A 23851-nucleotide genomic window follows, 5' to 3' on the forward strand; every position below is an offset into this window, starting at 1 on the left:
GTCTGTCAACATGCATTCATGTTCACAACCCTCGACGATCTCGCCGGTCCCGGTCCGTTGCCCGATCAGGACGCGCGCACCCGTGTGCTCGAATGCGCCTACCGGCTGTTCTATCGGCACGGCCTGCGCGCCACCGGCATCGACCGCATCATTGCCGAGTCCGGCGTGGCCAAGGCCTCTTTCTACCGCCACTTTCCGACCAAGCTGGCGCTGGTCGATGCCTATCTCGATCTGCGCCACGCGCGCTGGATGGGCTGGCTGGAAAGCCGGCTGTCGGCGACGCCGGATGCGCGGGCCTGGCTGGCCGCGCTGCCGGACGCGCTGGACGACTGGTTTCGCGCGCCCGGCTTCCGCGGCTGCGCTTTCATCAACGGGCATGCCGAAGCCGGCACCGACGCACCGGCGATGACGGTCATCCACAAGCGGGAACTGGCGGTACGCATCGAGCGCGCCTGCCACGAGGCCGGATGCGTGCGGCCGGACGAGGTCGCGGCCGACCTGCTGCTGGCGATCGAAGGCGCCATCGTGCGTGCCCAGATGGAAGGTGCTGACGCGGCACGCGCGCCGCTTCTGCGGGCGTTTGCGCGGGTGCTGGCGGAGATGGCCTGACCAGCACCCTCCGCGCGCGCCTACGGCGTGTGTGCGCTTGTTCCGGTGCGCCACCACGCCTGCATCGCCCGCCCGGTCGGTTCGGCGGTTTCGCCAACCGGGTTCAGCGGCCATTGCCAGCGCGGGCCGGCGGTCCAGCCTCCGGTCGTGAGGCGCGCCGGCAGGCCCGGCAGCAGCACCTCGTCCGGCGCGCCCGGCCGGGTCTGCGCGTATTCGATGATGAGGCAGGCATGCCGCACGCGGCCGAGGGCGTCGACGTGGGCCTGCTGTATCGCCGCACCATAGCGTTCGACGTCGGCTTCACTGTCGCCGCGCTTCAGCCGCGCCGTGCACGGCAGCAGCGGCAACTGCGACAGCAGGTTCACCGAAGCGCACCAGGCGTCGGCCGGCATCGCGGGCGCGGCCTGCAGCGGGTCACATGAAAGGTCATTGAGCACGCCGCTCACATCCTGCGCCACGCAGTGCACCCGGCCCGGGTGGCGGGCGGCGGCGGCACGGGCTGCCGGGCCGAAGCACACGTCGACCAGATCGACCGTATCGAACAGTTCGAGCATTGCCTGCAGCGGCACATCCTGAAGCAGGCCGGCGCCCATGATCCAGGCGCGCCGCGGTGCGTGCGGCGACGCGATGGCAAGGCGGGCGGAGGCGAGCAGGGCGGTGCGCGTCTGTTCGATATGCCCGGCCCAGTGCGTGCGCAGGCGACGGTGCCGCACCGCGAGCGCCGCCGCTTCGCGGCGCAGTCCCAGACGCTGTGCCGCGGGCAGGCAGTCCAGCCGCGTCCAGGCGAACAGTTCCTCGATCACGGCGCGGTCGGTGGAAACAGCGCGCGGGCGCGCGGCGCCAGATCCAGCCGGTAGAACTGCGCGAGCTGGTCGTACAGATCCGGCCAGGTCTGCTGGATCAGATCCGGAATTTCGAAGAAGCACTCGGACATGACCGCGAAAAACTCGGCCGGGCTTTCCGCTGCGTACGGATCGATGCCGGTGTCGACCCCGGCGTCCACATCGGCGCAGAAGCGTTCGTAGGCCGTCGACCACACGCGTGCCCAGCGCTGCACGCTCATGCCCGCGTGCAGCGGCGGCAGGCCGTCCGCTTCGCCATTGCGCATGTCCAGCTTGTGCGCGAATTCGTGGATCACCACATTGATGCCGTCGGCCGCCAGCGATTCCGGCTGCCACGACAGCAGCACCGGGCCGCCTTCCCAGGCCTCGCCCACCAGCGTGTCCTCGTACTCATGCACCACGCCGGCGTCGTCGGTCACCCGCCGTGGCACGATGAAGTCGCCCGGATAGACCACCACGCCCACCCAGTCGTCGTACCAGTCCAGACCCAGCCGCAGCACCGGCAGACAGGCCTGCAGCGCAATCTCCAGCAGCATGTCGTCGCTCAGCGCGGTGTCGTGTGCGCCGTGGAATTCCTTGGTCGCGACGAAGCGGCGCGCCAGTTCGCGCAGCGCTGGGCGGTCATCCGCGTCGAGGAAATCGAGAAAGGGCAGCCGGGCTTCGATGCGCGCCCACTGGGCGGCCGGTACTTCGGGCAGGTCGGGTTCGGACGGCGCGAACGCGCGCCGCAGCCAGTGCAGCATGCGGTGACAATCCTTGCTTGATCGGGGGCGGGGGAGCGCCTATCGTAAAGGCTCTTCAACCACGAAAGGAGGTGATCCGTGATGAAACGTCTCGCGATCCTGCTGGGGCTGGCGATGTTTGCGTCGTCTGCCGCCGTTTTTGCCTGCCCGGGCGACAAGCACGGTGACGCCAAACCCCAGAGCTCCCAGCCGGAAAAACCGAAGACCTGATTCAGACCTGATTCAAACGTCCAACTGTCGTGAGACAGGTGGGCGCAGGGCGATCGCGCAAGCGGTCGCCCTTTTTGTTTGCGCTCAGCGGAGGAAGGCCGGGTTCAGACGCCGGACAGCGAACGCTTGAGCGTGGCCGAGGGCAGTTCGCCGAACAGTTCGCGGTAGTCATGCGAGAAGTGGCCCAGATGCCAGAAGCCCCAGTGCATGGCGACGTCGTGCACGCTGCGCGACGGATCGCTGCCGTACTGCAGCGCGCGCCGTACCGCGTTCAGGCGCACCCGCTTCAGGTAGTCCTTGGGCGCCATGCCGAGCACCGTGTTGAAGTGGTTCTGCAGCGTGCGACGGGTGACATGCAGCCGCTCGCACAGGTCATCGACCCCGTCCATCGCCGATTCCGGCTGCAGCGCGAAGCGGCGTGCCTGCATCACCACGTCAAAGCGGCGCTGTTCGAGCGCGGTGCGGGCTGGCGGCTCGGGGCTGTCGCCCAGACTGTCGAGCAGCAGATCGACCAGATCGGCGCACAGATCGCCCGAGGGCGTGGTCGCGCCGGCCGGATCGAGCAGGCCTTCGATCAGGAAACACAGTTCGCTGTGCCGCGCCGTGCTGATCGCGCGGCTGGCGACCGAGCCATGGGTGATCAGGTGTTCCAGCCGGTGGCCGTGCTGGCCCTTCAGGCGGGCGGCCAGCCAGTCCTCGTCGGCCACGATGCCGTAGATGCCGAAGGCGCGCGGCGTGCGCAGCGTGAAGCCGCTGCTGGCACGCGCCATCATCAGATGCACCCCATCGCTGTGCGGCCGGCCGCAGAAACGCACTTCACCGGTGCGTGACAGATCGGGCAGGCCCATCCATACCGAGCCGGCCCAGGGGCCGCACTGCTGACTGGTTTCCTGCTCGGTGTATTCGTGAAACACCTGCAGCTGCGGGCCTTCTTCGGCCAGCATTTCCCGGATGCAGCCGGTGAATACACCGCCCGACAACTGCTCGTATTCCTGATGCCAGCGCGAAATATTGTCCGCATGCTCGGCCACGTCGTGGCTGCGGCTGATACGGATGCCGTCACCCGGCACGCTTCTGTCGGCGTGTTCCGGATTCCGTGCTGGCGCGAAGTCGTTCTGTCCCATTTGAGCTTCTCCTCCTGTCGCTCGCGCGAACAGGAATGTACCGTTGTTACGGGGATTTAGCATCAGGCGTGCCAGACGGCGGACACATGTTTTCCGATTCCGGATAGTGCGCCGCACACGACTTTTCCGATTCCGGATAGTCTGGATTCCATCCCCGGTGCTCGAATGGAAAAAGGTTCCGCGTGGGGCGGAACGGATCCGGGAGAAAAAAACATGTCGTCAACACTGAATGCGGGGCAGGGTGGTCCGCAGTCGCTGAAAAAGGTGCTGGGCCCGCTGCAGCTGTGGGGCATTGCGGTCGGCCTGGTCATTTCGGGCGAGTACTTCGGCTGGAGCTATGGCTGGAACACCGCCGGCACGCTGGGCTTTCTGGCGGCGACCGTGCTGGTGGCCGCGATGTACGCGACCTTCATCTTCAGCTTTACCGAACTGTCGACCGCGATTCCGCATGCCGGCGGCCCGTTCGCCTACGCGCGCCGAGCCTTCGGGCCGTTCGGCGGCTTCGTCGCCGGCTTCGCCACGCTGGTCGAGTTCGTATTCGCGCCACCGGCCATTTCACTGGCCATCGGCGCCTATCTGAACGTGCAGTTCCCCAGTGTCGATCCGAAAATGATCGCGCTCGGCGCCTATGTGGTGTTCATCGCGCTGAACTGGGTGGGCGTGAGCATCGCGGCGACCTTTGAACTGTTCGTGACCCTGCTGGCCATCTTCGAACTGCTGCTGTTCATGGGCATCGTGGCCCCCGGCTGGAGCTTCGACAATTTCATCGCCCACGGCTGGGCCGGCGAGAACGAATTCTCCGGCGCCGCGCTGGCCGGCATCTTCGCCTCCATCCCGTTCGCGATCTGGTTCTTCCTGGCGATCGAAGGCGCAGCCATGGCAGCCGAAGAGGCACGGGACCCGAAGCGCACCATTCCGGTCGCCTACATTGCCGGCATCCTGACCCTGCTCACGCTCGCTTTCGGCGTCATGCTGTTCGCTGGTGGCGTCGGCGACTGGCGTCAGCTGGCCAACATCAACGACCCGCTGCCGCAGGCGATGAAGGCGGTGGTCGGCGACAACAGCGGCTGGCTGCACATGCTGGTTTGGATCGGTCTGTTCGGTCTGATTGCCTCCTTCCACGGCATCATCATGGGCTACTCGCGCCAGATCTTCGCGCTGGCCCGCGCCGGCTACCTGCCTGCCTACTTCGCCGCGCTCAGCCCGCGTTTCCAGACGCCGCACCGCGCGCTGGTGGCCGGTGGCGTGATCGGCGTGGCCGCCATCTTCAGCGATTCCTGGATCAGTTTCGGCGGTCAGACGCTGACCGCGAACATCGTGACCATGTCGGTGTTCGGCGCCATCGTCATGTACATCATGTCCATGGCTTCGCTGTTCAAGCTGCGCGCCGCCGAGCCGAATCTGGAACGTCCGTACCGTGCGCCGTTCTATCCGGTGTTCCCGGCGATTGCGCTGGCGCTCGGCGTGTTCTGCCTGGGGGCGATGGTGTGGTTCAACACCCTGCTGGCCGGCGTGTTCCTGGGCCTGTTCGCACTGGCTGCCGCCTACTTCTTCATGACCGGCCAGCAGCGTGCCGATGCGCCGGAAGACGCGATGCTGGCAGGCAGCCGCTGAGGAGAACGACATGGCGTATCGCGTCATGGTGGGGGGTGAAACCTTCACCTTCCCCGACCTGAAAACGGTGATGGCCTGCGCCAGCCCGGCCCGCTCCGGCGACGTGCTGGCCGGCGTGGCGGCCGGTTCGGCGCTGCGCCGGGTGGCGGCGCGGCACGCGCTGGCCGACATCCCGCTCGCCACCTTTCTGAACGAGGTACTGGTGCCGTACGAGGAGGACGAAATCACCCGCCTCATCATCGACAGCCATGACCGCGCCGCCTTCGCGACCATCGCCCACCTGACGGTGGGCGGTTTTCGCGAATGGCTGCTGGACGACGCGGCCGACGCCGACGCGCTGAGCGCGGTGTCGCCGGGCCTGACGCCGGAAATGGTGGCCGCGGTGAGCAAGCTCATGCGCAACCAGGACCTGATCGCGGTGGCGCGCAAGTGCCGCGTGGTGACGCAGTTCCGCAACACCATCGGCCTGCCCGGCCACCTGGCGGTGCGGCTGCAGCCCAACCACCCGACCGACGACCTGCGTGGCGTGGCCGCCTCGACGCTGGACGGCCTGCTGTGCGGGGCCGGCGACGCGGTGATCGGCATCAACCCGGCCTCCGACAGTCTGCCGGCCATCCACAACCTGCTGTCCATGCTGGACGAGCTGATCGAGCGCTTCGACATTCCGACCCAGAGCTGCGTGCTGACCCACGTGACAAATACGGTGAAGCTGATCGAGCAGGGCGCGCCGGTGGATCTGGTGTTCCAGTCGGTCGGCGGCACCGAGAAAACCAACTCGTCCTTCGGCGTCAGTCTCGCGGTGCTGGACGAGGCGTATGAGGCGGCGCTGTCACTCGGTCGCGGCACGCTCGGTGACAACGTCATGTACTTCGAAACCGGGCAGGGCAGCGCGCTGTCTGCCAACGCGCATTTCGGCGTCGATCAGCAGACCTGCGAGGCGCGCGCCTACGCGGTGGCACGCCGCTACAAGCCGCTGCTGATCAACACCGTGGTCGGTTTCATCGGCCCGGAGTATCTGTACGACGGCAAGCAGATCATCCGCGCCGGGCTGGAGGACCACTTCTGCGGCAAACTGCTCGGCCTGCCGCTGGGCTGTGACGTCTGCTACACCAATCACGCCGAAGCCGACCAGGACGACATGGACACGCTGCTGGTGCTGCTCGGGGCGGCCGGCATTCCGTTCGTCATCGGCGTGCCCGGGGCGGACGACATCATGCTGAATTACCAGAGCACCTCCTTCCACGACGCGCTGTTCCTGCGCCGCACGCTGGGCCTGAAGCGCGCGCCCGAATTCGAGCGCTGGCTGCAGTCCATCGGCCTGACCGACCCGACCGGCGAACTGCTGCGCGGCAGCGGCCGCGCACTGGTCGATGGCTTCTCGTCGCTGGCCGCGCTGCCGACACCGCGTGCGGCCTGAACAAACCGAATCCCTTCATGAAAACAGGAGTCACGATGAACACACGCATCCGCACCCTCGTTGCCGCCTGCGCGGCCCTCTGCCTGCTGCCGGCCGCCCACGCCGCCGATCCGGCGCCAGCTTCCGACTGGACCGTGCCGATGAGCGTCACGCTGGTCAGCGACTACATTTTCCGCGGTCAGTCCCAGACCTGGGGCGGCCCGGCGCTGCAGGTGAGCATCGAGGCAGCGCACAGCTCCGGCTTCTACGCCGGCTTCTTCGCCTCCAATGTGTCTGACCACTGGCTGCCGGGCGCGGCAGTCGAAACCGACCTCTACGGCGGCTACCGCACCAAGGTGGCCGACACCTTCGGCGTCGATGTCGGCGCGGTCTACTACATGTACCCGGGTGCCAACTGGAGCGATTCGCCCTTCACCGGCTTCAACGCCCGCAACCGCCTGGACACCGCCGAAGCCTATGTCGCGGTGAGCTGGGAATGGCTCACCTTCAAGACCGGCCGCACGCTGAACGAGTACTTCGGCTGGAGCACCAACAATTCGCCGGTCAATGGCGGCTTCTTCGGTGACCTGAACGCCGGCGTGACCGGCAACACCCGCGGTTCGCACTACTTCGAACTGAACGCCGCCTACGACGTGGCCGAAGGCTGGAACGTGAGCGGCCAGATCGGTCGCCAGATCGTGCGTCATTCGACCGGGCTGGACATCAGCTACTACAAGGTGGGCGTTACCCGCACGCTGCCCGACGGCTGGTCGGCCGGCCTGTTCTATTCGGCGTCCAGCGAGCCGAACGCGTACAAGGACTTCGTCAGCCTGGACAATGGCCGCTCGACCTCCGATATCGCGAAGGACAAGCTGTTCGTGAGCGTGACCAAGGCGTTCTGATGGGCGGGCGTTGCCGGTGCGTGAGCGCCGGCAACGCCCTCGTGAAGCGAAGAGAGTTCCGATGGCTGATGATGACAAGCAGTCCGCCCTGAGCGACAACGGTGACGCCTGGGCGCTGTGGAAAACCTGGACTTCGGCGCGCATCGGTCTCGGCCGTGTGGGCACCGCGGTGCCCACCGCCGAAACCCTGGGCTTCGGACTGGCGCACGCGCTGGCACGCGACGCCATCCACACGCCGCTGGACGTGGCCGCACTGGCGGCCGAACTGAATGCGCAGGGCTGGCCGGCGCTGCCGGCGAAAAGCCGCGCACCTGACCGTGAAATCTATCTGCGCCGACCCGATCTCGGTCGCCGGCTCGACGCCGACGACCGGGTGCGGCTGGACGGCATGCGCGGCGAGGGCTGCGATCTGGCGATCGTGATCGGCGACGGCCTGTCGTCGGCGGCGGTGGCGCGTCACGCGGTGCCGCTGCTGGGCGCGCTGTATCCGCTGCTGCCGGAGGACTGGTGCATCGCGCCGGTAGTGATCGCTACCCAGGCCCGGGTGGCCCTGGCGGACGAAGTGGGCGAGGCGCTGGGTGCGCGCATGGTGGCCATGCTGATTGGCGAACGCCCGGGTCTCAGTTCGCCGGACAGCCTGGGCATCTATCTCACCTGGGCGCCGCGCGTGGGCCGCTCGGACGCCGAACGCAACTGCATTTCGAATGTGCGGCCCGAGGGCCAGCCCTATGGCGCGGCGGCCTATCGCCTGAACTGGCTGATGCAGCAGGCCGGCGTGCTGCGACTGACCGGCGTTGGCCTGAAGGACGAGAGCGACGCTACCCTGCCGCTGGTGGCCCCCGACGGCACACCGCGACTGGCGTGAGTGCCCTGGCCTGGGACAGCAGGGCGCAAGTGCCTGCTGTCCCAGGCCTTTTTCGTGAAGCGGAAATAAAAAGGGCGACCCCGAGGTCGCCCGAAGCCTGATCCTTGTCGAGGATCAGGAGGAGGTGTGCATCAGCGCTTGAGCTTCTTCATGCGCTCGGCCGGGGTGATGATGTCGGTCAGGCGGATGCCGAACTTGTCGTTCACCACCACCACTTCGCCCTGTGCGATCAGGGTGCCGTTCACCAGCACGTCCATCGGCTCGCCGGCCATGCCATCCAGCTCCACCACCGAGCCGTGTCCCAGCTGCAGCAGGTTGCGGATGGAAATCTTGGTGCGGCCCAGTTCAACGGTGAGCTGGACCGGAATGTCCAGAATCATTTCAAAGTCGCGCAGGCCTTCGTCCGGCTTGTGCGCGCTTTCCCCGAACTGGGGGAATATGTTGGCCGGTTGCGCGGCGGGAGCCCCGCCGGAATCCAGTGCGGCCAGCGCTTCTTCAGCGGTGGTCTGTTCCGCCATCGCGGCGGCCCAGTCGTCCTCGCTGACCTGTTCTTCTGCAGCGGCTTCGCTCATGGCTCTTCCTCACCTGTGTTCTTGCTGCGCGCGCCCAGCGCGTGCTCGATCAGTTCGTCCTCACCGGCCATGAAGCGCTCGATCTTCAGTGCGTAATGGCCGTTCTGTATGCCGTACTTGCACTCCAGAACATCGATGCCATCGACTTCGGCTTTGACCGTTTCTGGAATGGTTATCGGAATGATGTCGCCGACCTTTAGGCTGTTCAGACCGCCCAGCGTGAGCGATCCGTCACCCAGGTGCACCACCAGTTCCACCGCTGCGTCCTGCACCTGGCGGGTGAGCAGACGTATCCAGCGGTTGTCCGAACTGACGCTGTCGCTCTGCATCGACGAATTCAGCGTGTCGCGCATCGGCTCGACCATGGAATAGGGCAGGCAGATGTGCATTTCCGCCGATACGCCGCCCAGTTCTACGGTGAAGGTGGCGGCCACCACGATTTCCGACGGGGTGGCGATGTTGGCGAACTGGGAGTTCATTTCCGAGCGCACGTACTCGAACTTGATGGCGTGCACCGGCTCCCACGAGCGCTCGTATTCGGCGAAGAACACCTCCAGCAGCCCGTGGATGATGCGCTGTTCGGTCAGCGTGAAATCGCGGCCTTCGACCCGGGTGTGGAAGCGGCCGTCGCCGCCGAACATGTTGTCGATGACCAGGAACACCAGGTTGGGATCGAACACCACCAGCCCGGTGCCGCGCAGCGGCTTGACCTGAACCAGGTTCAGATTGGTCGGCACCACCAGATTGCGGATGAATTCCGAGTACTTCTGCACGCGGATCGGCCCGAGCGAAATTTCCGCGCTGCGCTGCATGAAATTGAACAGGCCGATGCGCAGGTAACGGGCGAAGCGCTCGTGGATCAGTTCCAGCGTGGGCATGCGCCCGCGGACGATTCTTTCCTGGGTACCGAGGTTGTACGGACGTATGCCGCCCGTGTCCTCTTCCTGGGTCGCCTCTTCGGTTTCGCCGGTGACGCCCTTGAGCAGGGCATCCACCTCTTCCTGGGAAAGAAAGTCGGACATGTTCGACCTCGTCTGTTCCTGATCCGTTACGCCTGTCGGTGCATCACTGCACGATGAATGAGGTGAACAGCACGGATTCGATCGGACCTATCGGCTCCTGCGGTTCGCCCTTCTTGCCCTTGGGTACCTCGCCGACGATGGCGTTGACCGCGTTCTTGATTTCGTCCGCCAGCTGTTCTCGTCCGTCCGGCGTAGCCAGTTCTGACGCTTTCTTGCCCGACAGCAGCAGCAGCACCTTGTGGCGGATTTCCGGCATGTAGGCTTTCAGGTGGTCGGCCGCGTGCTGTTCATCGACACGCAGCGTCGCCTTCACCTGCAGATACTGATCGGTCGCGCTTTCCGCCTGCAGATTGACCGTGAAAGGGTCGAGTTCGACGAACACCGGCGGCAGGCCCTTGGCTTCGGCTTCCTTCTTCTTCTTCAGCTTGGCCTTCTTGGCTTCCTTGGCGGCAGCTTCATGGTCCTCTTCGGCCACCACCTCGTCGCCGCCGTCCTCGCCTTCGTCAGCATGCTTGTTGCCCATCAGGAAGAAGGCGGCCGCGCCACCGACGATCACCACCACCAGTACGGCGATGATGATGATGAGCATCTTGTTGCCCTTCTTGGGGGCCTCTGCTCCGGCTTCTTCTGGGGTTGCGGCGGCTTTGGCCATATCGTCTGCTCCTGTCTGGATCGGAATTGTCGGCGGGCACTGATGCCTTTCAATGTCCGAATAACGGCCGAATGTTCCGTTTTTTTAGCGCTGGTGCCGTTTTCTGCCTCAACAGGTGCAATCAGACCTTCAGGCGAACAGGTCGACCAGGCCGACGCCGCGCCGTGCTGCAGGTGCAACCGCAATGTCGCCACCGCCGTCACGCCCGCGCTGGCTGCGTGAATCGCTGCCACCGCCGTCGCGCGACGGCTGGTCGCTGCTCACATTGGCTTCGCCCAGCGAAATGCCTCCCTGGGCGAGCATTTCGCGCAGTCGCGGCATGGCCTGTTCGAGTGCCTCGCGTACCTGCGGGCTGGCTGATACGAACTGTGCGGTGCTGAGGTCTGTGCCGATTTCGAGCTTGATTTCGATGCGACCGAGATGCGGCGGGGTGAGCACCAGTTCCGCCTTGCTCGTGCCCTGTTCGGCCAGCCAGGTGATCTGGTGACCGACGTCCTCTGCCCAGCCCGGGTGGGTGATTGGCGTGGCCACGGCCAGTTCGGCCTTCGGCGCCTGTGCCGCTGCCATGTGAGCGCGAAAATCGGCGTGCTGGGCCTGCTGCAGCGTGCCCGCGGTGCTGTCGGCAAAGCTGTCCTTCAACAGTTCGTTGGCCCGCTCCAGTTCCGGCACCGGCTTGCCGGCGGCATCGGCTGCACTGCCGACTTCGGCGGCAATCCCTGCCGCTTGCCGCGACAGGGTGGCAAGATCATCGCCCTTCGACTTGCCGCCGCCTTCCGTGGCTGACGCAAGGGCGTCTTCAGCATCGGCCGCGGGCTGCTGGATGCCCTTCATGGCCTCGGCCTGCTGCAGCGCCGGCGCCAGCATCAGCGCGGCGGCAATGGCTTCGGCGCCTGCCGGCAAGTCTTCGCTGGTGATCAGGGTCTGCACGTCTTCGTCCGGCTTCATGGCGTCGGCCATCAGGTCGGCCAGCAGTTCGGGCGGCAATTCCTTGCCCTGGGCGGCCTGCAGATTACCTTTGAGCAGATTGGCGAAGCTGGCGGCGTCTTCCGCGCCCATTTCGCCGGTGATGGCGCGCGCTTCGCTGATCGGGCCGGAACCGGCCAGGGGCGTGGCGCTGGTGGGGATTTTCAGTGCGATTTCAGGCATGTTGAAGTCTCCTGTGACGGAGGCTTCACAGCACTAACTGTGCCAGCCCTGCGTGCCGCTCAGTCCTGATTGACCTGACGGCCTGAGCGGTCGTCGGCGACCCGTTGTTCCGCCTTGGCCTGCTTGCGTTGCACCGTGACCTGATGCCGGTCAGACAAGGTTTCAAACGCCTTGACCCGGGTACGGGTGTCCAGCCACTCGCGCTGGCCGGCCTGGGCGCGGTCGCGGGAATGATCGACCTGGCGCTGCTGATGCACGATGGCATCGTCGATGCGGGCGAGGAAGGCGCGGTAGTTCGACCACTGGTTGGGGGTGAGGCCGGCGCGCGCAGCCGCCATGAACTGCCCCTGATACTCGGCACGGTACTGCTCGAGCATCTGGAGCTTCTGGGTCTGATCCTTCTCGCTGGCCATCAGCGCGGCGAGGGCCTTGGCGGCCTCGTCCATGCGCGTGATGCTCAGGTCGAGTATGGATTGGAGTCGGAATGGTTCAGCCATGGTCCGGCAGATTCTATCCGCACGCCGGGATCAGGCGTGATCTGCGTCAAGCATTTTCAAGCCGCCACGGTTTTTTGCAATCCGTGAGGGCGGCCTCATGGCGTCAGTCCGAAGATCTGGTGCAGCTTGAGCACCGCGTCCTCGTAGCCTTCGCGTTCGTCCATGCGCTGCTGCAGGAAAGCCTCCAGCGTCGGGAACATCTGCACTGCCTGATCCAGCTGGGGATCTGAACCGGGCGCGTAGGCGCCGACCGCGATCAGGTCGCGTGCCCGCTGGTAGCGCGACCAGTAGCCCTTGAAACGACGGACCAGATCGAAATGGCTGGGCTTGACCAGACCGTGCATCGCGCGCGACACCGACTGTTCGATGTCGATCGCCGGATAGTGGCCGGAATCTGCCAGCTGCCGGGTGAGCACGAAGTGGCCGTCGAGAATGGCACGGGCCGAGTCGGCGATCGGATCCTGCTGGTCGTCGCCTTCGGCCAGCACGGTGTAGAAGGCAGTGATCGAGCCACCACCTTCCGGGCCGTTGCCGGCGCGCTCGACCAGCTGAGGCAGTCGCGCGAACACGCTCGGCGGGTAGCCACGGGTGACCGGTGGTTCGCCGATGGCCAGCGCGATTTCGCGCTGTGCCATCGCGTAGCGGGTGAGTGAATCCATGATGAGCAGCACGTGGCGGCCCTGATCGCGGAACCATTCAGCTACGGTGGTGGCGTAGGCCGCGCCCTGCAGCCGCATCAGCGGACTGGTGTCTGCCGGTGCAGCCACGACGACAGAACGCTGCAGGCCGGCGGCGCCGAGAATCTGCTCGATGAATTCCTTCACTTCGCGGCCCCGTTCGCCGATCAGGCCCACCACCACGACTTCGGCCGACGTGAAGCGCGCCATCATGCCGAGCAGCACCGATTTGCCGACGCCGGAGCCGGCGAACAGGCCGATGCGCTGGCCGCGGCCAACCGTGAGCAGCGAGTTGATGGCGCGTATGCCGGTGTCCATGGTGCGCTTGATCGGTTCGCGCAGCAGCGGGTTGACCGCGCGGCTGGCCACCGAGCGCGAATGACGGGTGACGATGGGGCCCATGCCGTCGAGCGGACGGCCGGCACCATCGACCACGCGACCGAGCAGCGCGTCACCCACCGGCAGGTGCTTGGCACGGTCGGACGCGCGCCGGCGCGGTTCCAGCCGCTCGGTGGGCGTCGGGCGTTGCGGTGCGGTTTCGAGCGGAATGACCTGGGCGCCCGGAGCGAGGCCAACCACGTCGTCGGTCGGCATCATGAACAGCTTTTCGCCGTTGAAGCCGACCACTTCGGCTTCGCAGCTGTTGCCACCGGGCACCATGATGCGGCAGCCTGAACCGAGCGGCAGCTTGAGGCCGGCAGCTTCCATCACCAGACCGTTGATGCGGGTCAGGCGACCGGCATGCTGGTAGGGGCTGACCCGGCCGGCCAGCGTGCCGCAATCGGACAGGAAGCCAGCCCACTTGCTGACATGCGGATTGGCTGGCTGCGCGTTTTCGCCGACGCCTGAGCTGTCGACGGCGGGTGCTTCGTCGGTCGCGCCGTCAGTCATGTTCCATCCACTCGGCACCATCGACCAGCGATTCGACGATGCGCCCCCAGCGTGTCGGCACCGTGGCGTCGATCTGGCTGCCACCGGATTCCACCTTGCAGCCGCCGCGCGCGATCGCCACGTCTTCGAAGATGCGGTGGCCGGCATGGGTGAGCTGATCACCGATATGGCTGCGCACCACCGAGGCGTCTTCCGGGTTCAGGTAGATGGCAGTGTGCTGGTGCGGCAACTGGTTGATCGCTTCGCGCACCACCGCGATCACCGTTTCCGGCTTCACCCGTATGGTCTGGCGCACCACGTTGCGGGCGATCTCCACGCTCAGGTTGAGCACTTCGCGTGCAATCGAGGTATCGAGCGTGGCCAGCGCCTCTTCCAGCTGTTCGATCACGCTGTGCAGGCGCATCGCCTCCATGCGCACGCGGGCCGTACCTTCCTCGTAGCCGGCGGCATAGCCTTCGCGGTGAGCGTCCTGCTGCAGTTTTTCGAGATCTTCCGCGGTGGGCAGACGGAAGACGGGGGCGTCTTCCTCGCTGACCTCTGCGCTGTCGGCCGGCAGCTGCGCGACCGCTTGCGTATCGACCTCCGGCGGCAGGTCGGGCTCGACCGACTGTACCGGCAGGGCGGAAGGCGCTTCCTGCGGTGCATCGAACACCGGCAGCTGCCAGGCAGAAAAGGGTTGTCCTGTCATCGTGGTTCAGCCGAATGCGGCGACAGGGCCGATTACAGCATTTCCTCGCCGCCTTTGCCGCCCATCACGATCTGGCCTTCTTCGGCGAGTCGGCGGGCGATCTTCAGGATTTCCTTCTGTTCGGCCTCGACCTCGGACAGTTTGACCGGACCGCGGCCTTCCAGATCCTCGCGCAGCGATTCGGCGGCACGCGACGACATGTTCTTGAAAATCTTCTCGCGCAGTTCCGGCGAGGCGCCCTTGAGCGACAGCACCAACTGGTCGCCGCTGACTTCGCGCAGCAGGGTCTGGATGCCGCGGTCGTCGATGTCGAGCAGGTTCTCGAACACGAACATTTCGTCGACGATCTTCTGCGCCAGATCGGCGTCGTATTCCTTGACCGCGTCGAGAATGGCCGATTCGTTGGCGCTGCCGACGAAGCCGAGAATTTCCGCGGTGGCCTTGATGCCGCCCAGCGTGGTCTTCTTCATCTTGGCCGAGCCGGACAGCACGCGCGACATGGCGTCGTTCAGCTCCTTCAGCGCCACCGGCTGCACACCGTCCAGCGTCGCGATCCGCAGTACCACGTCGTTGCGCAGCCGCTCGACGAACAGCTTGAGCACTTCGGCCGCCTGATCGAATTCCAGATGGGTCAGGATGGTGGCGATGATCTGCGGGTGTTCGTTCTTGATCAGATTGGCGATGGTGGCCGGATCCAGCCATTTAAGGCCTTCGATGCCGGCGGTGTCGGAGTCGTTCAGGATGCGCGACAGCAGATGGCCCGCGCGTTCTTCGCCCAGCGCCTTGGTCAGCATGTTGCGGATCAGCGTTTCGTCGGCCGACAGGCGGCTGCCAGCCGACGTCGCTTCGTCGAACAGATCGAGTACCGCCTGCACCTTCTCGCGCGGCACATTCTTCAGACTGGCCATTGCGGTACCGATCTTCTGCACTTCGCGCGGACCCAGATGCTTGAGCACCTCGGCGGCGGCATCTTCACCGAGCGTCACCAGCAGCAGCGCGCTGCGTTCGATTCCTTCTTCATTCATCGCCGCTCACCCAGTGCTTGATCACCTCGGCCACCGCCTTCGGATCGTTCTTCGCGTAGTCGCGCGCCGCACCCAGCTTGGTTTCGAAATCCAGCTGGGCGCGCGCTTCCGGCGACATTTCGATCTGGGCCGCCTCGCCGCCCTGCAAGGAGCCGACCGGCTGGCCGTTTTCGTCCAGCGTCACATCGCGCACTTCCGGTTCATCTTCCTCGGTGTCATTCGGTGCGGTCAGGCTGCGTACCAGCGGACGCAGCACGCCCAGCAGCAGATAGGCGGCGACGCCGGCGACCAGCAGATATTTGATGAGCTCACGGGCGAAGCCCATGGTTTCCGGATCTTTCCAGATCGGCGTATCCAGTTCCGGTTCAGCCACCGCAGTGAAGGGGGCTGAGGCGACGTTCAGCGTGTCACCGCGCGCTTCGTTGAAGCCCATCGCTTCGCGCGCCAACGCGGTGATGCGCTGGATTTCCTCTTCCTTGAGCGGCACCGGCACCGCCTTGCCGTCCTTGTCGGTCTCGACCTTCTGATTCACCAGCACCGCCACCGACAGCCGCTTGATCTGGCCGACCGACTGCTTCACGTGCTGGACGGTCTTGTCCAGTTCGTAATTGGTGGTCGAATCCTTGCGGCTGTTGATCGGGATGGCCGCGTTGGTGGCGGCCTGAGCGCCTTGCGCCCCTGCGGCCGGGGCGGGCGTGCCCGGGGCCGGCGGCGTGGTGATCGGCGCAGTGGCCGGTGCCGGCGGCTGATTGGTCAGCGCGCCCGGCACGCCGCCTGCGTTCGGCTGATTGCTTACCGACTCGCTCAGCTGCTGGCTGCGGATGGCCGTCTGCGGCAGCGGATTCGGCTTGTAGGTTTCGGCGGTCTGTTCGGCCTGGTTGAAATCGATGTCGGCGGCGGTCTGAACCCGGTAGTTGCCGCGACCGACCAGCGGTTCCAGGATGCCTTCGATGCGCCGTATCGTGGCCGCTTCGATCTCGCTCACATACTTGAGCTGGGTCGGGTTCAGCGACGCGTTGTCCTTGGCGTCGCGATTGTTCGACAGCAGGTTGCCGTTCTGGTCCAGCACCGACACCGCGGTCGGCTGCAGCTGCGGCACGCTGGAGGCCACCAGATGCACGATGCCGCCCACCTGTTCCGGTGACAGCGTACGGCCGCCCAGCAGGCTTACCACCACCGAAGCCGACGGCTTCTGGTCGTCGCGCAGGAAGGCGCTCTGCTTCGGAATGGCCAGATGAACCCGGGCGCCATCGACTGCGGCCAGCGTGCCGATGGTGCGTGCCAGTTCACCCTCCAGCGCGCGCTGATAGGTCACCTGTTCGGAAAACTGGGACTGGCCGAGCTTCTGGCTTTCCATCAGTTCGAAGCCGACCGATCCGCCCCGCGGCAGGCCCTGGGCGGCGAGCTTGAGACGGGTGTCGTGCACGTGCTGGGCCGGCACCAGGATGGCGTGGCCACCTTCGGAATATTTGTACGGAACGTTGGCCTGCTGCAGCGCCGCGACGATGGCGCCGCCGTCCTTGTCGTTGATGTTGGAGAACAGCACCTCGTAATCAGGCACCCGGCTCCAGAGCAGCAGACCGACCAGCAGCGCGATCGCCATCGCCAGACTACCGGCCAGCGCCATTTTCTTCTGCATCGGCATCGCGGCCAGACGCTGCTGCGCCAGCGCGAGCGGCGTCGAGGGCAGGGCGGTCTGTGCGGCGTTCGGATCGAGTACGGCGTCGGCCATGGTTCGTCTCTTGCGGTTGCTCGCCGGGCGGTGCCATCCAGTGGGCACAACAGGCACTTCTGCGAGGATGGCACGGATTTTCGGACTGTCCCGCGCGCGGCGGTCTGTGGATAAGGCGGGTTTTTGGCCGGCTGATTCCGGCCAAGAGGCGGTGCTGTGCTTGCTACGCTGCAACGGTCGATCAATCCCCCTGCATCGTGCGCATGTCCGAACCGCCCGTCAGCCCGGCAGAACCCGCCCGCATCGCCCCGGAAGAGGCTGCGCGGCTGGCGGAAGCTTTCCGCCTGTTCAACGCGGCATCGGCCGAACTGACCGAGGCCTACGGCACGCTGGAAAAGCAGGTGGCCAGCCTGACCGAAGAACTGGCGCAGGCCAATGGCGAATTGCGCCGCCAGTACGAGGAGAAGGCCCGCCTCACCGATCGTCTCAGCACGCTGCTGAACCGGCTGCCGGCCGGCGTGGTGGTGGTTGATGGCGCAGGCATGATCGAAGAAGCCAATCCGGCTGCGCTCGACATGGTCGGTGCCCGACCCGGCGCCGAATGGAGCGCCAGTGCGGCACGGCTGGCGCCGGCCGATGCGCCGGCCGAATGGGACTGTACCGGCGAGAACGGTCAGCCGCGCCGGTTGTCGATGAGTGAAGCGGCGCTGGCAGGCGGCCATGCCCGCATCGTGCTGCTGCACGACATGACCCGCCAGCACGCGCTGAAGATTGCCGCTGCGCGCAACGAACGCCTGGCCGCCATGGGCGAAATGGCCGCCTCGCTGGCGCATCAGCTGCGCACGCCGCTGGCGGCCGCCACGCTCTATGTCGGCACGCTGATTTCGCGCGAAATGGCGCCGGCCGATGTCAGATCGATTTCGTCGCGCGCCCAGGACCGGCTGCGCCACCTTGAGCGGCTGATCCGCGACACCCTCATGTTTGCGCGTGGTGAAGTGCTGGGGCGGGAAGCGATCGATGTTGTGGCGCTGCTTGATGAACTGCAGCACACGGTGGAGCCGGTGGCGCGTCAGGCCGGGGTGACGCTGACGGTGGTTCCGCCGTTGGCCGGCACCGTGTCCGGCGACCGCAAGGCGGTGGCCAGCGCGCTGGTGAGCCTGCTGGAAAACGCGGTACAGGCCTGCGCTGGCGGCGGAGAAGTCGGCCTGTCGGTGGATTTCGCCGGCAATGACGTCAGTTTCGTGGTGCGTGACAACGGTCGCGGCATCCCGCGCGAGATACAGGAAAGATTGTTCGAGCCCTTCTTCACCACGCGGGAAGAGGGGACCGGGCTTGGGCTGGCGATCGCACGCGGCGTGGCCCGCGTGCACGGCGGCGACATCGAATGCGAGTCCGCGCCCGGCGCGGGCAGCCGTTTCACCCTGCGCCTGCCTGTGCAGACGCAGGAAGTAGTGCTGGAGAACGGGCAATGAGCGAGAAGCTGAACATCCTGGTGGTCGAGGACGAACCCAATCTGCGCGATGCGCTGTGCCTGGCGATCGAATGCGCCGGCCACCGCGTGATCGGCGCGGCCGACGGCCCGCAGGCCTTGCGCATGCTGGAGCGCAACACCGGCGAGCACGCACTGAATCTGGTCATCACCGACCTCAAGATGCTGCCGATGGACGGCCTGACACTGCTGAAGGAAATCCGCGCCCGCGAGCCGGCGCTGCCGGTGCTGCTCATGACCGCTTTCGGCGACGTCGAGAAGGCGGTGGCGGCCATGCGCGCCGGCGCCTGCGACTTCCTGCTCAAGCCCTTCGAACCGGACGTGCTGCTCGCCCACATCGAACGCTATGCGGCGCCGGTGGTGACGCCGACCGACATGGTGGCGGAAGATCCGCGCACCCGTCAGGTGCTGGGCCTGGCTTCGCGCGTGGCGAAATCGGAGGCGACCGTGCTGCTGACCGGTGAATCCGGCACCGGCAAGGAAGTGTTCGCGCGCTACATCCACCAGCAGTCGCCGCGCGCCGCCAAGCCCTTCATCGCGATCAACTGCGCCGCCATTCCGGACAATCTGCTGGAAGCCACGCTGTTCGGTTACGAGAAGGGCGCCTTCACCGGTGCCACCACTGCCCAGGCCGGCAAGTTCGAACAGGCGGATGGCGGCACGCTGCTGCTCGATGAAATTTCCGAAATGCCGCTGTCGCTGCAGGCCAAGCTGCTGCGCGTGCTGCAGGAGCGCGAGGTCGAGCGGGTGGGCGGCAAGAAGCCGGTGCCACTGGACATCCGCGTGCTGGCCACCAGCAACCGCGACATGGAAGCCGAAGCCCGCGTTGGCCGTTTCCGCGAAGATCTGTATTACCGTCTGAACGTGTTCCCGATCGCCATTCCGTCGCTGCGCGAACGGCCGGGCGACATCGTGCCGCTGGCGCGCCATTTCCTTGCCGGCTGCGCCAAGGCGCAGGGCAGGGCGCTCAAGCTGGGCGAATCGGCGGCGGCAATCCTTGCCGGTCACGACTGGCCCGGCAATGTGCGCGAACTGGAAAACACCATGCAGCGCGCCGCCATTCTGGCGCCGGACGACACGGTGGAAGCGGAGCACATCGTGCTTGGCAGCCAGCGGCCGGCCGGCCGGCCGGTGGTCGAGCCGGCGCCGGTGACCGCCGCGCCGGTCGCTCCGTCCGCGGCCAACGACGCACCGCCCAGCGCGACGCCAGAAGCGCCGGTCAAGGTGAAGTCGGTGCGCGACATGGAGCGTGACCTGATACTGGAAACGCTGGCCGCGGTCGGTGGTTCGCGCAAGAAGGCGATCGAGAAACTGGGTATTTCGGAACGCACACTGCGGTATAAACTGGCACGCTACAAGGCAGACGGACTGCTGCGCGAAGGCTGAAGAGCAGCGCGCCTGACGTCTGGCCCGGATATTGCAAGGAATCTGCTGAACAGGGGACAAAAGCCCGAAATGCCCCACAGGGTCGTCCGCGACCGGCATTTTTTGCCGGCGGACACAGGAGAACGTGCATGAACACCAGCCTGAACCAGATGATTACCGAACTGCGCTCGACCGCGCAGGTCGCTGCCAGCAAACCGGTCGGCAAGGTTGACGCGGCGTCCGGTGGCGCCGACTTCGGCGAAGCGCTGAAAAACGCGATCGAACAGGTGAATGCGGCGCAGCAGGAAGCGCAGAAAATGTCCGAAGGCTTCATCACCGGCAGCAATACCGAAGCCAACCTTCAGGACGTGATGATCGCGTCGCAGAAAGCCAGCCTGTCCTTCCAGCAGATGGTGCAGGTGCGCAACAAGCTGGTGAATGCCTATCAGGACATCATGAACATGGGCGTCTGACGGAAGCCGCGTCAGACGACAGAAACCGGCCTTCGGGCCGGTTTTTTTTCGTCCCGGTTTTCGTCTGCTCAGGCGTTCTACACTGCGCTGCAGGAGGCACGGAAATGAAAATACGATTTCTTGGCGCAGCGGCGACCGTCACCGGCTCGCGCTATCTGCTCACCCACGGTGCCCATCGGCTGCTGGTCGATTGCGGCCTGTTCCAGGGCGTGAAGAACATCCGCAGCCGCAACTGGAAACCCTTTCCGGTTGCGCCGCGCGACATTTCCGCGGTGGTGCTGACCCACGCTCACCTGGACCACTCAGGCTTTCTGCCGCGACTGATGCGCGAAGGCTTTCACGGCCCGGTATGGGCCACTACGGCCACCCGCGAACTGGCGGACATCCTGCTGGCAGACAGTGCTCATCTGCAGGAGGAAGACGCGCGCCACGCCAACCGTTACGGCTACAGCAAGCACCATCCGGCCGAGCCGCTCTACACCGCCGAGGATGCGCGGCAGGTGATGAAGCAGTTCCGCGCCACAGGTTTCGGCGAGCCGGTGAGCGTCGGTCCGTTCCGGATCACCTTCCAGCGCGCTGGCCATATCCTGGGTGCAGCCAGTGTGCGGGTGGAGTGCGCCGGGCGCAGCATCACTTTCAGTGGCGATGTGGGTCGTCCGGATGATCCGGTCATGCTGCCGCCGGAGCGGCTGGCGCCGACCGACTGGCTGGTGCTGGAATCGACCTATGGCGATCGCCTGCATCCGGAGCACGATCCCTATGCCGCGCTGGCCGACATCGTGAACCGTACTGCGGCACGCGGCGGCACCGTGCTGCTGCCTTCGTTCGCGGTCGGCCGTACTCAGGCGCTGATGTATCTGCTGTCACGGCTGATGGACGAACAGCGCATCCGGACGATGCCGGTGTTTCTCGACAGCCCGATGGCGATTGACGTGACCGGCGTGTTCCGCCATTTCCAGGGCGAGCATCGACTCGGTCCGGACGCCTGTGAGCGCTTGCAGGCCATGGTGACCTATACCCGTTCGCCGGAGGAATCCGAGGCGCTGTCGGCCAACCGCTTTCCGAAAATCATCCTTGCCGGTGCCGGCATGCTCAATGGCGGGCGCATCCTGCACCACCTGCTGGCTTTCGGTGCCGACCCGCGCAATACCGTGGTGATTGCCGGTTACCAGGCCGAAGGCACGCGCGGCGACGCGCTGCTCAAGGGCGCACGCAGCTTGCGCATCTTTGGCCGTGATGCCCCGATAGGCTGCGAGGTGGCACAGATCGACGGCCTGTCTGCCCACGCTGACTATCGCGAGCTGCTGGACTGGCTCAAACCGGTCAATCCGTCGCCCGAGCGCGTGTTCGTCACCCACGGCGAACCGGTCGCCGCCGACAGCCTGCGGCAGAAGCTTGAGCGCGAGCTTGGCTGGCGGGCAGTGGTGCCGGAGCAGGACGATGAGTTTGAACTTGACTGAACCTGCGGGCCGGGAGGCACGGACATTCGCCTGCCGCTGAACGAAAAATGGGCGCCGCAGGAGCGCGGCGCCCGAAACACGGCCCGGGGGAGCAGGCCGCGAACGGAAGCGGATGCGGTCAGCTGCGTGCCATGCGGCGGCGTGCAAAGGCTCCGATCAGGCCGAGCCCGGCCAGCAGCAGTGCATGGGTTTCGGGCTCCGGCACCGGTGCCATGAAAGGTGCCGAGGTCAGGCCGCGCAGGTTGGCGTTCAAGGCGCCGGACAGCGTGGCCGCGCCGGTCGCGAGGTTGATCATGTAGAGGCCGCTGTCGCCGTTGTCCAGCGTCAGCGCGGCCCAGCCGCGGCCCATGGCGTCGATCTCGAAGCCGTTGGCGCCGATCACGTCCGCACCCAGGCCCAGCGAACCCACCGTGCTCAGCGTAGGGGCGTTGAAGGCCGACGGCGCGAACAGCAGGCTGTCGGTTGCGGTGTTGATGTAGTACAGCGCGGTCGAGGCCGGTGCCATCGTCGGCTTCGAAGCGTCCGAGTTGGTGTAGGCGACCGCGGTGATGCCGCTCTGCACGGTACCGGCCAGATTGCCGACAGCGCCGGTGTTTGCGTTGATGGCGTAGTTGTTGCCGGCCTGGCTTACGAAGCGCAGCGACGCGGCGCCATTGATGTCGGCCACCGGATTGAAGTCGATGCCGTAGGCAATGCCGGTGTTGATGATGGCGTTGTTCAGCGTGGCGACGAAGCTGGCGGCGCCGGTGGTGGCATCCACGGTGTACAGCCGATTCAGGCTGGACACGCCATAGACCATGTTATTGCTCGGCCGCAGATCGATGCCGAGGATGCGCTCGCCGGCGGTCAGGCCGGAAATGGCGGTGAAGCTGGCGGCAGCCGGGTTGGCGCCGCTGATCAGGCCGATCTGGTTGCCCGTGGTGAGACCGATGAAATCGGCGGCGTGTACGGAGTGGGTGGCGAAGCCGAGCGTGGCGACGAGCGCCGTGAGTAGGCGTGCGGACATGTCTGACCTTTCCTGTGCGGGGCGGTTGAAGAGGGACGCGTCACCATCGGTGAGTTGTCCTCCGCTCTACACGGGAAGGCCGGAAACGGATGCAGCTGTCACGAAAGCTTCATCGGCCGGCCTTGTCCAGGGGCCGTGTTCAGCCGCCCTGGCGGGCGTTGCGGTCGCGTTCCATGCGCAGTATGTAGCGCTGGATCAGCGCATCGGCCGCCGCCGGCAGGCCGATGAACTGGCAGCCGGCGCGCAGTTCGGTACCACCGCGTTCGGTCACCCGGAACATGTTGCGCACCTGCAGCGTGGCGGTGACGGTGCCGAGTTCGGGCAGCGTGATCTGACAGTTGTCGATCACGCTGTCCACCTTCACATCCAGCCCGCTCGGCGGCACGATGACCGCCAGACCGCCGCCGGAAATATCGACCACGGCGGCATCGACCATGCGCCCATCGCTGTCGGGCGACGGCAGCAGGCAGCGCAGCGGCGGGTTTGGCGGCAGGATGAGGCGGTAGTAGTCGCGGCGCTGCAGCCTCAGCATGCGGCCGGGGAAGGGCAGTTCCAGCGCGGGATGGCCTTCGTGGTCGATCACCGTGCAGCGCTCCACCATGAACTGGATCTTCACCTTTTCCAGCGAGGTGAGCGCCACCAGCGGCGAGGCCGAAGCGGCCTGCTCCAGCTGGGCGGGGTCGCGCGGCGCATCCAGCACCACGGTGCCACGGCTGTCATCGACCGCAAGTACCGCGGTCAGGAAGGGCGATGGCGCGCGGCCGGCGTACACGGACAGATTGACGCGTCTGTCCTTCATCGCGCGCAGATAGAAGGCGATATCGGTCTGGCCGTCCAGCACGTAGCGTGCGAAATCGTCGGCCTCGAGCAGATCGAAGCGGATGGCGTCGGTCATTCAGGCAGTCCTGTCA

The 23851-nt window shown here is 66.0% G+C and carries 24 protein-coding genes; 10 read left to right on the forward strand and 14 right to left on the reverse strand.

Features of this window, described 5'->3' with window-relative positions; translation table 11 throughout:
• Nucleotides 1-18: 18 nt before the first annotated feature.
• A complete protein-coding gene (locus tag METUNV2_RS0105965; RefSeq protein ID WP_018228576.1) occupies nt 19-609 on the forward strand; it encodes a TetR/AcrR family transcriptional regulator in 591 nt (196 codons plus the stop codon).
• A 20-nt stretch (nt 610-629) separates the two neighbouring features.
• On the opposite strand, the gene METUNV2_RS0105970 is transcribed toward METUNV2_RS0105965, so the two are convergent.
• Both METUNV2_RS0105970 and METUNV2_RS0105975 read right to left on the reverse strand, forming a co-directional pair.
• Nucleotides 630-1412 (reverse strand): hypothetical protein, encoded by a 783-nt coding sequence (locus METUNV2_RS0105970; RefSeq protein ID WP_018228577.1) that lies wholly within the window; start codon nt 1410-1412, stop codon nt 630-632.
• Complete coding sequence (locus METUNV2_RS0105975) at nt 1409-2194, reverse strand: zinc-dependent peptidase (protein ID WP_018228578.1); 786 nt, start codon at nt 2192-2194, stop codon at nt 1409-1411. The genes METUNV2_RS0105970 and METUNV2_RS0105975 overlap by 4 nt, the downstream gene beginning before the upstream one ends.
• An 81-nt stretch (nt 2195-2275) precedes the next feature.
• On the opposite strand from METUNV2_RS0105975, the gene METUNV2_RS20200 reads away from it, so the two are divergent.
• Complete coding sequence (locus tag METUNV2_RS20200) at nt 2276-2404, forward strand: hypothetical protein (RefSeq protein ID WP_018228579.1); 129 nt, start codon at nt 2276-2278, stop codon at nt 2402-2404.
• Nucleotides 2405-2508: 104 nt separating this feature from the next.
• Here METUNV2_RS20200 and METUNV2_RS0105985 read toward each other — a convergent pair whose 3' ends face one another.
• Nucleotides 2509-3528: a helix-turn-helix domain-containing protein gene (locus METUNV2_RS0105985; RefSeq protein WP_018228580.1), complete on the reverse strand. Its 1020-nt coding sequence runs from the start codon at nt 3526-3528 to the stop codon at nt 2509-2511.
• Nucleotides 3529-3741: 213 nt separating this feature from the next.
• On the opposite strand from METUNV2_RS0105985, the gene eat reads away from it, so the two are divergent.
• The 4 genes from eat to eutC all read left to right on the forward strand — a co-directional run bounded on the left by eat (nt 3742) and on the right by eutC (nt 8305).
• Nucleotides 3742-5142, forward strand: coding sequence for an ethanolamine permease (gene eat, locus METUNV2_RS0105990; RefSeq protein ID WP_018228581.1), 1401 nt, complete (start codon nt 3742-3744; stop codon nt 5140-5142).
• Nucleotides 5143-5152: 10 nt separating this feature from the next.
• Nucleotides 5153-6559: an ethanolamine ammonia-lyase subunit EutB gene (locus tag METUNV2_RS0105995; protein ID WP_018228582.1), complete on the forward strand. Its 1407-nt coding sequence runs from the start codon at nt 5153-5155 to the stop codon at nt 6557-6559.
• Nucleotides 6560-6594: 35 nt separating this feature from the next.
• The gene (locus tag METUNV2_RS0106000) at nt 6595-7440 is read left to right on the forward strand and encodes a TorF family putative porin (RefSeq protein ID WP_018228583.1); all 846 of its coding nucleotides are present in this window, start codon (nt 6595-6597) and stop codon (nt 7438-7440) included.
• A gap of 61 nt (nt 7441-7501) precedes the next feature.
• Nucleotides 7502-8305, forward strand: a complete 804-nt coding sequence (gene eutC / locus METUNV2_RS0106005) for an ethanolamine ammonia-lyase subunit EutC (protein ID WP_018228584.1) — start codon at nt 7502-7504, stop codon at nt 8303-8305.
• A gap of 131 nt (nt 8306-8436) precedes the next feature.
• On the opposite strand, the gene fliN is transcribed toward eutC, so the two are convergent.
• The 9 genes from fliN to fliF all read right to left on the reverse strand — a co-directional run bounded on the left by fliN (nt 8437) and on the right by fliF (nt 17207).
• Nucleotides 8437-8877, reverse strand: coding sequence for a flagellar motor switch protein FliN (gene fliN / locus METUNV2_RS0106010; protein ID WP_018228585.1), 441 nt, complete (start codon nt 8875-8877; stop codon nt 8437-8439).
• Complete coding sequence (gene fliM, locus METUNV2_RS0106015) at nt 8874-9899, reverse strand: flagellar motor switch protein FliM (protein ID WP_018228586.1); 1026 nt, start codon at nt 9897-9899, stop codon at nt 8874-8876. Before fliM ends, fliN begins: the two co-directional genes overlap by 4 nt.
• 43 nt (nt 9900-9942) lie before the next feature.
• Entirely contained in the window at nt 9943-10551 is a 609-nt protein-coding gene (locus METUNV2_RS0106020) for a flagellar basal body-associated FliL family protein (protein ID WP_018228587.1), read from the reverse strand.
• Between the two features lie 129 nt (nt 10552-10680).
• Complete coding sequence (locus tag METUNV2_RS0106025) at nt 10681-11697, reverse strand: flagellar hook-length control protein FliK (RefSeq protein ID WP_018228588.1); 1017 nt, start codon at nt 11695-11697, stop codon at nt 10681-10683.
• Between the two features lie 59 nt (nt 11698-11756).
• The gene (gene fliJ / locus METUNV2_RS0106030) at nt 11757-12194 is read right to left on the reverse strand and encodes a flagellar export protein FliJ (RefSeq protein ID WP_026187917.1); all 438 of its coding nucleotides are present in this window, start codon (nt 12192-12194) and stop codon (nt 11757-11759) included.
• A gap of 95 nt (nt 12195-12289) precedes the next feature.
• The gene (gene fliI, locus METUNV2_RS0106035) at nt 12290-13762 is read right to left on the reverse strand and encodes a flagellar protein export ATPase FliI (protein ID WP_018228590.1); all 1473 of its coding nucleotides are present in this window, start codon (nt 13760-13762) and stop codon (nt 12290-12292) included.
• Complete coding sequence (locus tag METUNV2_RS0106040; protein ID WP_018228591.1) at nt 13755-14450, reverse strand: flagellar assembly protein FliH; 696 nt, start codon at nt 14448-14450, stop codon at nt 13755-13757. The genes fliI and METUNV2_RS0106040 overlap by 8 nt, the downstream gene beginning before the upstream one ends.
• Before the next feature lie 32 nt (nt 14451-14482).
• A complete protein-coding gene (fliG, locus tag METUNV2_RS0106045; RefSeq protein WP_018228592.1) occupies nt 14483-15475 on the reverse strand; it encodes a flagellar motor switch protein FliG in 993 nt (330 codons plus the stop codon).
• Nucleotides 15468-17207, reverse strand: a complete 1740-nt coding sequence (fliF, locus tag METUNV2_RS0106050) for a flagellar basal-body MS-ring/collar protein FliF (RefSeq protein WP_018228593.1) — start codon at nt 17205-17207, stop codon at nt 15468-15470. The genes fliG and fliF overlap by 8 nt, the downstream gene beginning before the upstream one ends.
• A gap of 203 nt (nt 17208-17410) precedes the next feature.
• Between fliF and METUNV2_RS0106055 the strand changes: the two genes are divergently transcribed.
• The 4 genes from METUNV2_RS0106055 to METUNV2_RS0106070 all read left to right on the forward strand — a co-directional run bounded on the left by METUNV2_RS0106055 (nt 17411) and on the right by METUNV2_RS0106070 (nt 21934).
• Nucleotides 17411-18619 carry a sensor histidine kinase gene (locus METUNV2_RS0106055; RefSeq protein WP_018228594.1) on the forward strand — a complete coding sequence of 403 codons (1209 nt, stop codon included), beginning with the start codon at nt 17411-17413 and terminating at the stop codon, nt 18617-18619.
• Entirely contained in the window at nt 18616-20022 is a 1407-nt protein-coding gene (locus METUNV2_RS0106060; RefSeq protein WP_018228595.1) for a sigma-54-dependent transcriptional regulator, read from the forward strand. The genes METUNV2_RS0106055 and METUNV2_RS0106060 overlap by 4 nt, the downstream gene beginning before the upstream one ends.
• 128 nt (nt 20023-20150) lie before the next feature.
• Nucleotides 20151-20474: a flagellar hook-basal body complex protein FliE gene (fliE, locus tag METUNV2_RS0106065; RefSeq protein ID WP_018228596.1), complete on the forward strand. Its 324-nt coding sequence runs from the start codon at nt 20151-20153 to the stop codon at nt 20472-20474.
• A 104-nt stretch (nt 20475-20578) separates the two neighbouring features.
• A complete protein-coding gene (locus tag METUNV2_RS0106070) occupies nt 20579-21934 on the forward strand; it encodes an MBL fold metallo-hydrolase RNA specificity domain-containing protein (RefSeq protein ID WP_018228597.1) in 1356 nt (451 codons plus the stop codon).
• 118 nt (nt 21935-22052) lie between these two features.
• Here the strand turns inward: METUNV2_RS0106070 and METUNV2_RS0106075 are convergent, their stop codons facing one another.
• Complete coding sequence (locus METUNV2_RS0106075) at nt 22053-22940, reverse strand: DUF4394 domain-containing protein (RefSeq protein WP_018228598.1); 888 nt, start codon at nt 22938-22940, stop codon at nt 22053-22055.
• Nucleotides 22941-23079: 139 nt separating this feature from the next.
• Nucleotides 23080-23835 carry a flagellar brake protein gene (locus METUNV2_RS0106080; protein WP_018228599.1) on the reverse strand — a complete coding sequence of 252 codons (756 nt, stop codon included), beginning with the start codon at nt 23833-23835 and terminating at the stop codon, nt 23080-23082.
• Between the last annotated feature and the right edge of the window lie 16 nt (nt 23836-23851).

The sequence above is a fragment of the Methyloversatilis universalis EHg5 genome, assembly GCF_000378945.1.
Taxonomy (GTDB): domain Bacteria; phylum Pseudomonadota; class Gammaproteobacteria; order Burkholderiales; family Rhodocyclaceae; genus Methyloversatilis; species Methyloversatilis universalis_A.

Bases quoted from the DNA above. Each gene is read 5' to 3' on its own strand.
- fliF (WP_018228593.1), bottom strand. From the start codon at position 17,207: ATGGCCGACGCCGTACTCGATCCGAACGCCGCACAGACCGCCCTGCCC.
- METUNV2_RS0106055 (WP_018228594.1), top strand. From the start codon at position 17,411: ATGTCCGAACCGCCCGTCAGCCCGGCAGAACCCGCCCGCATCGCCCCG.
- METUNV2_RS0105975 (WP_018228578.1), bottom strand. From the start codon at position 2,194: ATGCTGCACTGGCTGCGGCGCGCGTTCGCGCCGTCCGAACCCGACCTG.
- fliN (WP_018228585.1), bottom strand. From the start codon at position 8,877: ATGAGCGAAGCCGCTGCAGAAGAACAGGTCAGCGAGGACGACTGGGCC.
- METUNV2_RS0106075 (WP_018228598.1), bottom strand. From the start codon at position 22,940: ATGTCCGCACGCCTACTCACGGCGCTCGTCGCCACGCTCGGCTTCGCC.
- METUNV2_RS0106040 (WP_018228591.1), bottom strand. From the start codon at position 14,450: ATGACAGGACAACCCTTTTCTGCCTGGCAGCTGCCGGTGTTCGATGCA.
- METUNV2_RS0106060 (WP_018228595.1), top strand. From the start codon at position 18,616: ATGAGCGAGAAGCTGAACATCCTGGTGGTCGAGGACGAACCCAATCTG.
- METUNV2_RS0106025 (WP_018228588.1), bottom strand. From the start codon at position 11,697: ATGCCTGAAATCGCACTGAAAATCCCCACCAGCGCCACGCCCCTGGCC.
- METUNV2_RS0106000 (WP_018228583.1), top strand. From the start codon at position 6,595: ATGAACACACGCATCCGCACCCTCGTTGCCGCCTGCGCGGCCCTCTGC.
- METUNV2_RS0106020 (WP_018228587.1), bottom strand. From the start codon at position 10,551: ATGGCCAAAGCCGCCGCAACCCCAGAAGAAGCCGGAGCAGAGGCCCCC.
- fliI (WP_018228590.1), bottom strand. From the start codon at position 13,762: ATGACTGACGGCGCGACCGACGAAGCACCCGCCGTCGACAGCTCAGGC.
- METUNV2_RS0106080 (WP_018228599.1), bottom strand. From the start codon at position 23,835: ATGACCGACGCCATCCGCTTCGATCTGCTCGAGGCCGACGATTTCGCA.
- METUNV2_RS0105965 (WP_018228576.1), top strand. From the start codon at position 19: ATGTTCACAACCCTCGACGATCTCGCCGGTCCCGGTCCGTTGCCCGAT.
- fliE (WP_018228596.1), top strand. From the start codon at position 20,151: ATGAACACCAGCCTGAACCAGATGATTACCGAACTGCGCTCGACCGCG.
- METUNV2_RS0106070 (WP_018228597.1), top strand. From the start codon at position 20,579: ATGAAAATACGATTTCTTGGCGCAGCGGCGACCGTCACCGGCTCGCGC.
- METUNV2_RS0105985 (WP_018228580.1), bottom strand. From the start codon at position 3,528: ATGGGACAGAACGACTTCGCGCCAGCACGGAATCCGGAACACGCCGAC.
- fliG (WP_018228592.1), bottom strand. From the start codon at position 15,475: ATGAATGAAGAAGGAATCGAACGCAGCGCGCTGCTGCTGGTGACGCTC.
- fliM (WP_018228586.1), bottom strand. From the start codon at position 9,899: ATGTCCGACTTTCTTTCCCAGGAAGAGGTGGATGCCCTGCTCAAGGGC.
- eutC (WP_018228584.1), top strand. From the start codon at position 7,502: ATGGCTGATGATGACAAGCAGTCCGCCCTGAGCGACAACGGTGACGCC.
- eat (WP_018228581.1), top strand. From the start codon at position 3,742: ATGTCGTCAACACTGAATGCGGGGCAGGGTGGTCCGCAGTCGCTGAAA.
- METUNV2_RS0105995 (WP_018228582.1), top strand. From the start codon at position 5,153: ATGGCGTATCGCGTCATGGTGGGGGGTGAAACCTTCACCTTCCCCGAC.
- fliJ (WP_026187917.1), bottom strand. From the start codon at position 12,194: ATGGCTGAACCATTCCGACTCCAATCCATACTCGACCTGAGCATCACG.
- METUNV2_RS20200 (WP_018228579.1), top strand. From the start codon at position 2,276: ATGAAACGTCTCGCGATCCTGCTGGGGCTGGCGATGTTTGCGTCGTCT.